8 protein-coding genes are annotated in these 5,882 nt (G+C 61.1%); 1 reads left to right on the plus strand and 7 read right to left on the minus strand.

Translation table 11 applies throughout. The annotated features are described in order from the left end of the window. Positions 1-198 precede the first annotated feature (198 nt). The 6 genes from QM600_RS26725 to QM600_RS26750 form a co-directional block, all read right to left on the minus strand. Positions 199-444: a DUF7683 domain-containing protein gene (locus QM600_RS26725; RefSeq protein ID WP_283264793.1), complete on the minus strand. Its 246-nt coding sequence runs from the start codon at positions 442-444 to the stop codon at positions 199-201. Between the two features lie 3 nt (positions 445-447). Continuing rightward, positions 448-1,656 carry a colicin E3/pyocin S6 family cytotoxin gene (locus tag QM600_RS26730; protein ID WP_283264794.1) on the minus strand — a complete coding sequence of 403 codons (1,209 nt, stop codon included), beginning with the start codon at positions 1,654-1,656 and terminating at the stop codon, positions 448-450. Continuing rightward, complete coding sequence (locus QM600_RS26735; protein ID WP_283264795.1) at positions 1,656-1,943, minus strand: WXG100 family type VII secretion target; 288 nt, start codon at positions 1,941-1,943, stop codon at positions 1,656-1,658. The genes QM600_RS26730 and QM600_RS26735 overlap by 1 nt, the downstream gene beginning before the upstream one ends. Continuing rightward, a complete protein-coding gene (locus QM600_RS26740) occupies positions 1,943-2,227 on the minus strand; it encodes a WXG100 family type VII secretion target (RefSeq protein ID WP_283264796.1) in 285 nt (94 codons plus the stop codon). Before QM600_RS26740 ends, QM600_RS26735 begins: the two co-directional genes overlap by 1 nt. 189 nt (positions 2,228-2,416) lie before the next feature. After that, the gene (locus QM600_RS26745) at positions 2,417-3,802 is read right to left on the minus strand and encodes an FAD-binding oxidoreductase (protein ID WP_283264797.1); all 1,386 of its coding nucleotides are present in this window, start codon (positions 3,800-3,802) and stop codon (positions 2,417-2,419) included. A 41-nt stretch (positions 3,803-3,843) separates the two neighbouring features. Then, positions 3,844-4,692 (minus strand): LysR substrate-binding domain-containing protein, encoded by an 849-nt coding sequence (locus QM600_RS26750; protein WP_283264798.1) that lies wholly within the window; start codon positions 4,690-4,692, stop codon positions 3,844-3,846. Between the two features lie 56 nt (positions 4,693-4,748). Between QM600_RS26750 and QM600_RS26755 the strand changes: the two genes are divergently transcribed. After that, the gene (locus tag QM600_RS26755) at positions 4,749-5,156 is read left to right on the plus strand and encodes a DUF5997 family protein (RefSeq protein WP_283264799.1); all 408 of its coding nucleotides are present in this window, start codon (positions 4,749-4,751) and stop codon (positions 5,154-5,156) included. A 54-nt stretch (positions 5,157-5,210) separates the two neighbouring features. Here QM600_RS26755 and QM600_RS26760 read toward each other — a convergent pair. Next, positions 5,211-5,882 (minus strand): DUF3516 domain-containing protein (locus tag QM600_RS26760; RefSeq protein WP_283264800.1); only part of this gene is annotated, 672 nt, incomplete at its 5' end.

Raw genomic sequence — 5,882 nt, forward strand, 5'->3', positions numbered from 1 at the left:
AGGATTTCTTTCACGATCTCGACAGTCATATCGTGTAGGAGGTGATCTTCGACTAAAAATTCGGTGTCGTTTCGAAAGCTTCGAGGTACCACATGTGTCACCTTCCTGCTCTACGGCCAGGGTTCGCGAGTTTGGAATACATTGGGTCGATCTGCCGAACCGTCAGATTCAACGTGGCAATCGGAGCAGTGATGCTGTTCAGTCGGCGAATAAGCCTATTTCATATTCGCAGTTCTCGGCTATCTCGATCGGTTCATCGATATATTTTGCGAACTCGAGCACTTTATCGAGAGGGACGTCGTTTTTTCGTGCAATGACCGGTAATTCGAAGTCGCCATCCTCGATGCCGAGGATTTCTTTCACGATCTCGACAGTCATATCGTGTAGGAGGTGATCTTCGACTATAAATTCGGTGTCGTTGTCGTAAGCTTGTAGATACCACATAGTTTATTTTCCTGCTCTCCGGGTAGGATCGGCGGGTTTGGTCTGCGTGCCGGTGTCGGGATCGAATTCTCCCAAGTGTCTGCCGTTTCTACCGTATTTTTCGACGGCGCCGTGCATGGAGTCCCATTCGTAGATGTTCCCTTTGTCGTCCTTCCAGCGCTGTCGCCCATTCATTCTTTTGACGAGTTTGGCATTCGGGAATCCCGCGAGGTTCTTCGGCGCCCGATAGTAGTGGTGTGGGTTTCCGCCGCCGCCGCCGGTGTTGGCGTTGAACGTAGTCGGGTTGGCTTCGAGGAGTGGTTGCAGCTCGTTGACCGCACCCACAGCCGCAGCCCCCGCCGCGGCGACGGCACCGACCGCCGCGACTGCGACCGCATCCACCGCACCGAGGACCCCGACGACGCTGGCAGCGATCACGCTTCCTGTCGCGCCGGCCGCGGCGACGGTACCGGCACCGAGGGTGAAGAGTGCGGTGACTGCGCCGGCCAACGCTCCGATGACGATGGCTTTGCCGACGATGTCGAAGATCTTCCGGTGGGCTTCCTCGATGGTTTGGGCCCACTCGTCGCAGGCAGCGGCCAGGGTGTCGTACTGACCGGCGACATCGTTGGTGGCGACGAAGACATTGTCGAGTTGTGCCAGGACTTGCGGCATTTCGTCGGAGGCGAGTTCTTCGAGGGTGACCCAGGTGGTGCCGGTTGCGTCGTTGGCATCGCGTAGGCCGGTGGCAGCGGTACGCCAAGCCTTGCCGAGGGCTTGGAGCTTGTCGGGGTCACCGTTGGGCCAGGTGTGGCCTTGCAGCCAGGCAGTGATCAGTTCCCAGCCGATGGGTGCTTCGGTGTCGCCGCCGTAGGCGCCGTAGAACGTCGGCGCGGAAGCCGGCGGGAGTTGCGGGGAAGGACCGTCGGGTGCTTCGGGTGGGATCGTGTTCGATCGTTCGGTGTTTTCGTGGTTGACGCCGGTGGCGGCGAGAAGGTCGTGGAGTTTGCCGAACGCGTTGACGATGTTCGTTCCGGCGGCGACGGCATCGAAGGCGGCCGGGTCGTAGCTGGTGGCCCACCCTGCGCCGGCGCTGTCGGTTCCGGCGCAGCCCCAGTTCGTGTGGAGGGTGTTGCCCAGTGATCGGATGACCTGGTCTGCACTGTTTCTGACGGTTTCGTACTGCGCTGCGGCGCCGGTGAGGATGTCGGGGTCCATTGTGATGGGCGCCATCAGGGCCACATCCCACTGTTGTGCCGGGCGTTGGCAACATATCGATCGTGCGCGCCGCGGGCGGTGGATTCGAGATGCATCAGTGCGGTGCGCATGTCGTTCATCTCGCGGTGCAGGGTGTCGTGTGTGGTGCGGTGCGCGGTGGCGGCGTCTCCCTCCCACTCGACGTTGAGAGCGGTGACTTCACGCTCGATGTCGGTGATGCGCGCCTCGATGCGCTGCCCGATGTTTTTCGCTCGTTCGACCAGAGTAAGGATCTGCTCGGTATCGGCGACGTAGCGGCCCATCAGAGGTTCATGTTCAGTCGAGCACCGGAAATGCTGCTCGCGTTTGCGTGGTCGGTTTTGCTGTATGCGGTAGCGGCCTGGTGTAGGAGTGCGGCGTCTTCGGTGAGTGCGCCGGCGACCTGCCGGGCGGAGTCGATCCATTCTGCCCAGAGTGCGGCGTGGGTTCGGGCTGCGTCTCCGATCCAGTCGGCTGTCATGAGGGTTTCGGAGTCGCGGCGAAGCGATTCCACGTCGTCCCAGAAGTCGTCAGCCAGGTCGGAGATCCGTCTGGCTGTTTCGTGCATTTGTTCGGGATTGCTGTGCATCAGTGACCGCCAAACAGATGCGGGCGCAGGTGCTTTGCCGTACTTGTGTAGGTTGTGTCCACGGTGAATCTACGCATTCGCTGGTCCCCCCAGGCAGTGAAATGTTGCTGGGAGTCTAGCCCCGTGGAGCCCCGGGTGCCCACTCGAAAGGGGACCCGCGAGGTGCGACTATTTTGCGGCGATTACCGCTCCGGGATTGAGAATTCCCAACGGATCGAGTGCGTCTTTGATCTTGCGATTGAGCGCCATCACGTCCTCGCCCAGTTGAGTTGGTAGCCAGTCGCGTTTGATCCGGCCCACACCGTGCTCGCCGGTAATGGTGCCGCCCAGTGCAATTGCCAGGTCCATGACGCGACCGAATGCGATACGGGCGCGTTCGGTCATGTCGGGATCGGATGGATCGAAGACGATGAGTGGATGAGTGTTTCCGTCGCCGGCATGGGCGACCGTGCAAATCAGAACATCAAGGTCTTCGGCGATTGCTTCCACACCGGTAATCAACTCCGGTAGTTGGCGCATCGGAACACCGACATCTTCGAGCATGAGACTCCCCAGTGCCTGCACGGCGGGGAACACGGCTCGTCTGGCTGCAGTGAAAGCGTCACCTTCCGCTTGATCGTCCGTCGCGAATACTTCGGTAGCACCATTGTTTTCGCAGGCGGCGACGATTGTCTCGATCTCGAGATCACCAGCTGCGCCTTGAGCGTCGGACTGGGCGAGTAGCAGGGCCCGAGCCTGTCGATTCAGTCCCATCCGTACCGAATCTTCGACGGCATTGATGCTGGCGTGGTCCATGAACTCGAGCATCGCGGGCCGAATGTTGCTGGTAATCGCCAAAACTGCGTCCGCAGCTTCCGCCACGGAGTCGAACGAAGCGACGACCGTCAACGTCGGTGGTTGAGCCGGGATGAGTCGGAGCGTCAATTCGGTGATGATGCCGAGGGTTCCTTCGCTCCCGACAAAGAGTTTGGTGAGCGATAGTCCCGCAACATCTTTGAGAAGCGGACCGCCTAGCGATATCGCAGTACCGTCGGCGAGTACCACTTTCAGCCCGAGTACATAGTCGGTGGTGACGCCGTACTTCACACAGCACAGTCCGCCCGCATTGGTTGCCGCGTTCCCTCCGATGGAACAGATTTCGAACGACGACGGATCCGGCGGGTACCACAGCCCGTGCTCGGAGGCAGCCTTCTTGACCTCGGCATTCATCAAGCCTGGTTGAGTCACGGCGACCCGGGCAACCGGATCGATCGTGATATCCCGCATCCGCTCGGTACTGACCACGATGCAACCGTCGACAGCGCTCGAGCCACCGGAGAGTCCCGATCCGGCGCCGCGCGGAACCACCGGCACTTGATGCTCGGTGGCCCAGCGCAAGACAGTTTGAACATCTTCGGTGCACATCACTCGGACCACGGCGGCGGGATGGCCGGCAGTCGGATCTGCTGCCCAGTCTTGCCGATAACCTGCTGTCAGATCGGGATCAGTGAGCACCGAACCATCAGGCAGCAGTGCGATCAGTTGGTCCAGGGCGCTCAAATGCTCCGAAGTCATGGCTTCCATCATGCTCGCCGAAGCGAGATTTCGGGGGAGGTTTAGCGGCCCTTCGGCTTACTCGAGAACCGGCCACCGGAACTCTTGGTGCCACCGGACTTGCCGCTGCCCGCTTTGCCGCCGGCTTTGGCTTTGCCGCCGCCGGTGTTGCGGCCCGACACACTCTTGGCCGTTCCGGCGCTCTTGGCCTTGTGTTCCAACTTGGCGGCCTCGGCGCGTCGTTCCTTTGCCGCTAGCTTGGCCTTGACCGAGCCCTTGATCTTCTCGGCCGGCTGACCGTTGCGTCCACGGGAGCTCTGCGCGGTACGTCCACGCACGATGCCGATCAGTTCCTCGACCAATTCTGTGGTCTTGGACTCCATCCACGCGAGCGCGATCGGAGACTCAGGAGCACCGTCCACCGGACGGAAAGTCAGATCCTTGCGGTGGTGCAGGCGCGCCAGCGAATGGGGGACCACAACAACGCCAACGCCGGCAGCGACCAACTCGATGGCGTCGGCGATTGTCTCCGGACGTTCGGCCGCGGCCTTACCCGGACGCGTCGGCCATTCGAGAGTGTCTTCCAAGGGGTTGAGCACAATCTCGTCGTCGAGATCGGCGACGGAAATCTGATCGACAGTGGTGAACACGTGATCCTTGGGGATCACTACCACCGGCGTCTCTGCATACAGGGAGATGGCGCTGAGCTCCGTGCGGTCGATTGGCAAACGAACCAAACCCGCTTCGGCCTCACCAGCGCGAAGTGCCGCTACTACCTCAAGAACGGGGAACTGAACGAGCTCCAGGCGAATGTCGGGAAGGCGTTCGTTCCACACCCGAATCCACTTGGTCGGCGTCACCCCGGGGGCATACGCGAGACGAAAAATTGCCGGACTATCCGCGTCTGTCACCTGGCAAGGTTACCGCCTTGGTAAAACACTTCGCGACGGCTGGCTACTCTAGTTGCATGACGTCGAACAAAACGCCCCAGACGATGAAGCCGACGACGGCTGCCAAGAAGCTGGGTGTGTACCTGGAAGCAACACCGAAAGAGTTCCAGGAAGGCGACGTGACCCGTGAACAACTGACTGCGCTGCAGACCGAAGCTCCGGAGTGGCTCCTCGAGTTGCGCCGCACCGGCCCGCATCCCAAGCAGGTCATCGCAGCCAAGCTGGGCATCTCCATTGCCGGTCTGGCTCGCGGAGGCGTCGAAGAGGCGCTCACCACGGATCAGGTCGCTGCCCTGCTGGAAGAAAAGCCCGAGTGGCTCGAGAAGGAACGCAAGCTACAAGCCGACGTGCGCGCGGAGAACGTTCGCATCAAGGAAAAGCGTGCATCGCGCCGCAATCAGCCGCGCAAGGCCCGACGCGGCTAGCTCGTCAACGCAAAGAATGGTGCGCACCGATTCGGTGCGCACCATTCTTGTTTCTCAGCCTTCGACGACGCTGAGTTCGTCGAACACGATCTCGCCCAACGCGTCGGATTCCGGGATGTCCACGACGCCGAGCAATGCCCAACCGTGATCGCCCTCGGGATCCTCGAGTACCTGACGCACGCGCCAGAACTCGTCTTCCTCGACTACCTGGAACAGAGCCGGCCCACGTGCTGACGGTCCGGTTCCGATGGAGTGATACTCCTCGAAGTAGGGGAGTAGTTGCTCTTCCCACTCCGCGGCGTCGATACCGTCCTCGAGGTTTTCGAGTTCGTGCCAGCGTCGACGTGACGCGAGATCGATACGACGGAACATCGCGTTGCGCACCATTACTCGGAACGCGCGTGGGTTCGCGGAGATCGGCCGGGGAATGTCGGCGCCGAAGGCGACCTGTTCGGCGTCGATCTCAGCTCCGGGATCGGTGAGTGATTCCCACTCGTCGAGCAGGCTCGAGTCGACCTGGCGGATCAATTCGCCCAACCATTCGATGATGTCTTCGATTTCTTCGGTACGCGCTTCGGTGGGAACTGTCTGGCGCAGTGCGCGATAGGCGTCTGCGAGGTAACGCAGGACGAGCCCCTCGGAGCGAGTGAGTCCGTAGTGGCTGATCAATTCGGCAAACGTCATGGCGCGTTCGATCATGTCGCGCACCACGGACTTGGGGGAGAG

Source organism: Rhodococcus sp. IEGM 1379 (genome assembly GCF_030056815.1).
GTDB lineage: Bacteria > Actinomycetota > Actinomycetes > Mycobacteriales > Mycobacteriaceae > Rhodococcus_F.

Bases quoted from the DNA above. Each gene is read 5' to 3' on its own strand.
- QM600_RS26725 (WP_283264793.1), bottom strand. From the start codon at position 444: ATGTGGTATCTACAAGCTTACGACAACGACACCGAATTTATAGTCGAA.
- QM600_RS26730 (WP_283264794.1), bottom strand. From the start codon at position 1,656: ATGGCGCCCATCACAATGGACCCCGACATCCTCACCGGCGCCGCAGCG.
- QM600_RS26735 (WP_283264795.1), bottom strand. From the start codon at position 1,943: ATGGGCCGCTACGTCGCCGATACCGAGCAGATCCTTACTCTGGTCGAA.
- QM600_RS26740 (WP_283264796.1), bottom strand. From the start codon at position 2,227: ATGCACGAAACAGCCAGACGGATCTCCGACCTGGCTGACGACTTCTGG.
- QM600_RS26745 (WP_283264797.1), bottom strand. From the start codon at position 3,802: ATGACTTCGGAGCATTTGAGCGCCCTGGACCAACTGATCGCACTGCTG.
- QM600_RS26755 (WP_283264799.1), top strand. From the start codon at position 4,749: ATGACGTCGAACAAAACGCCCCAGACGATGAAGCCGACGACGGCTGCC.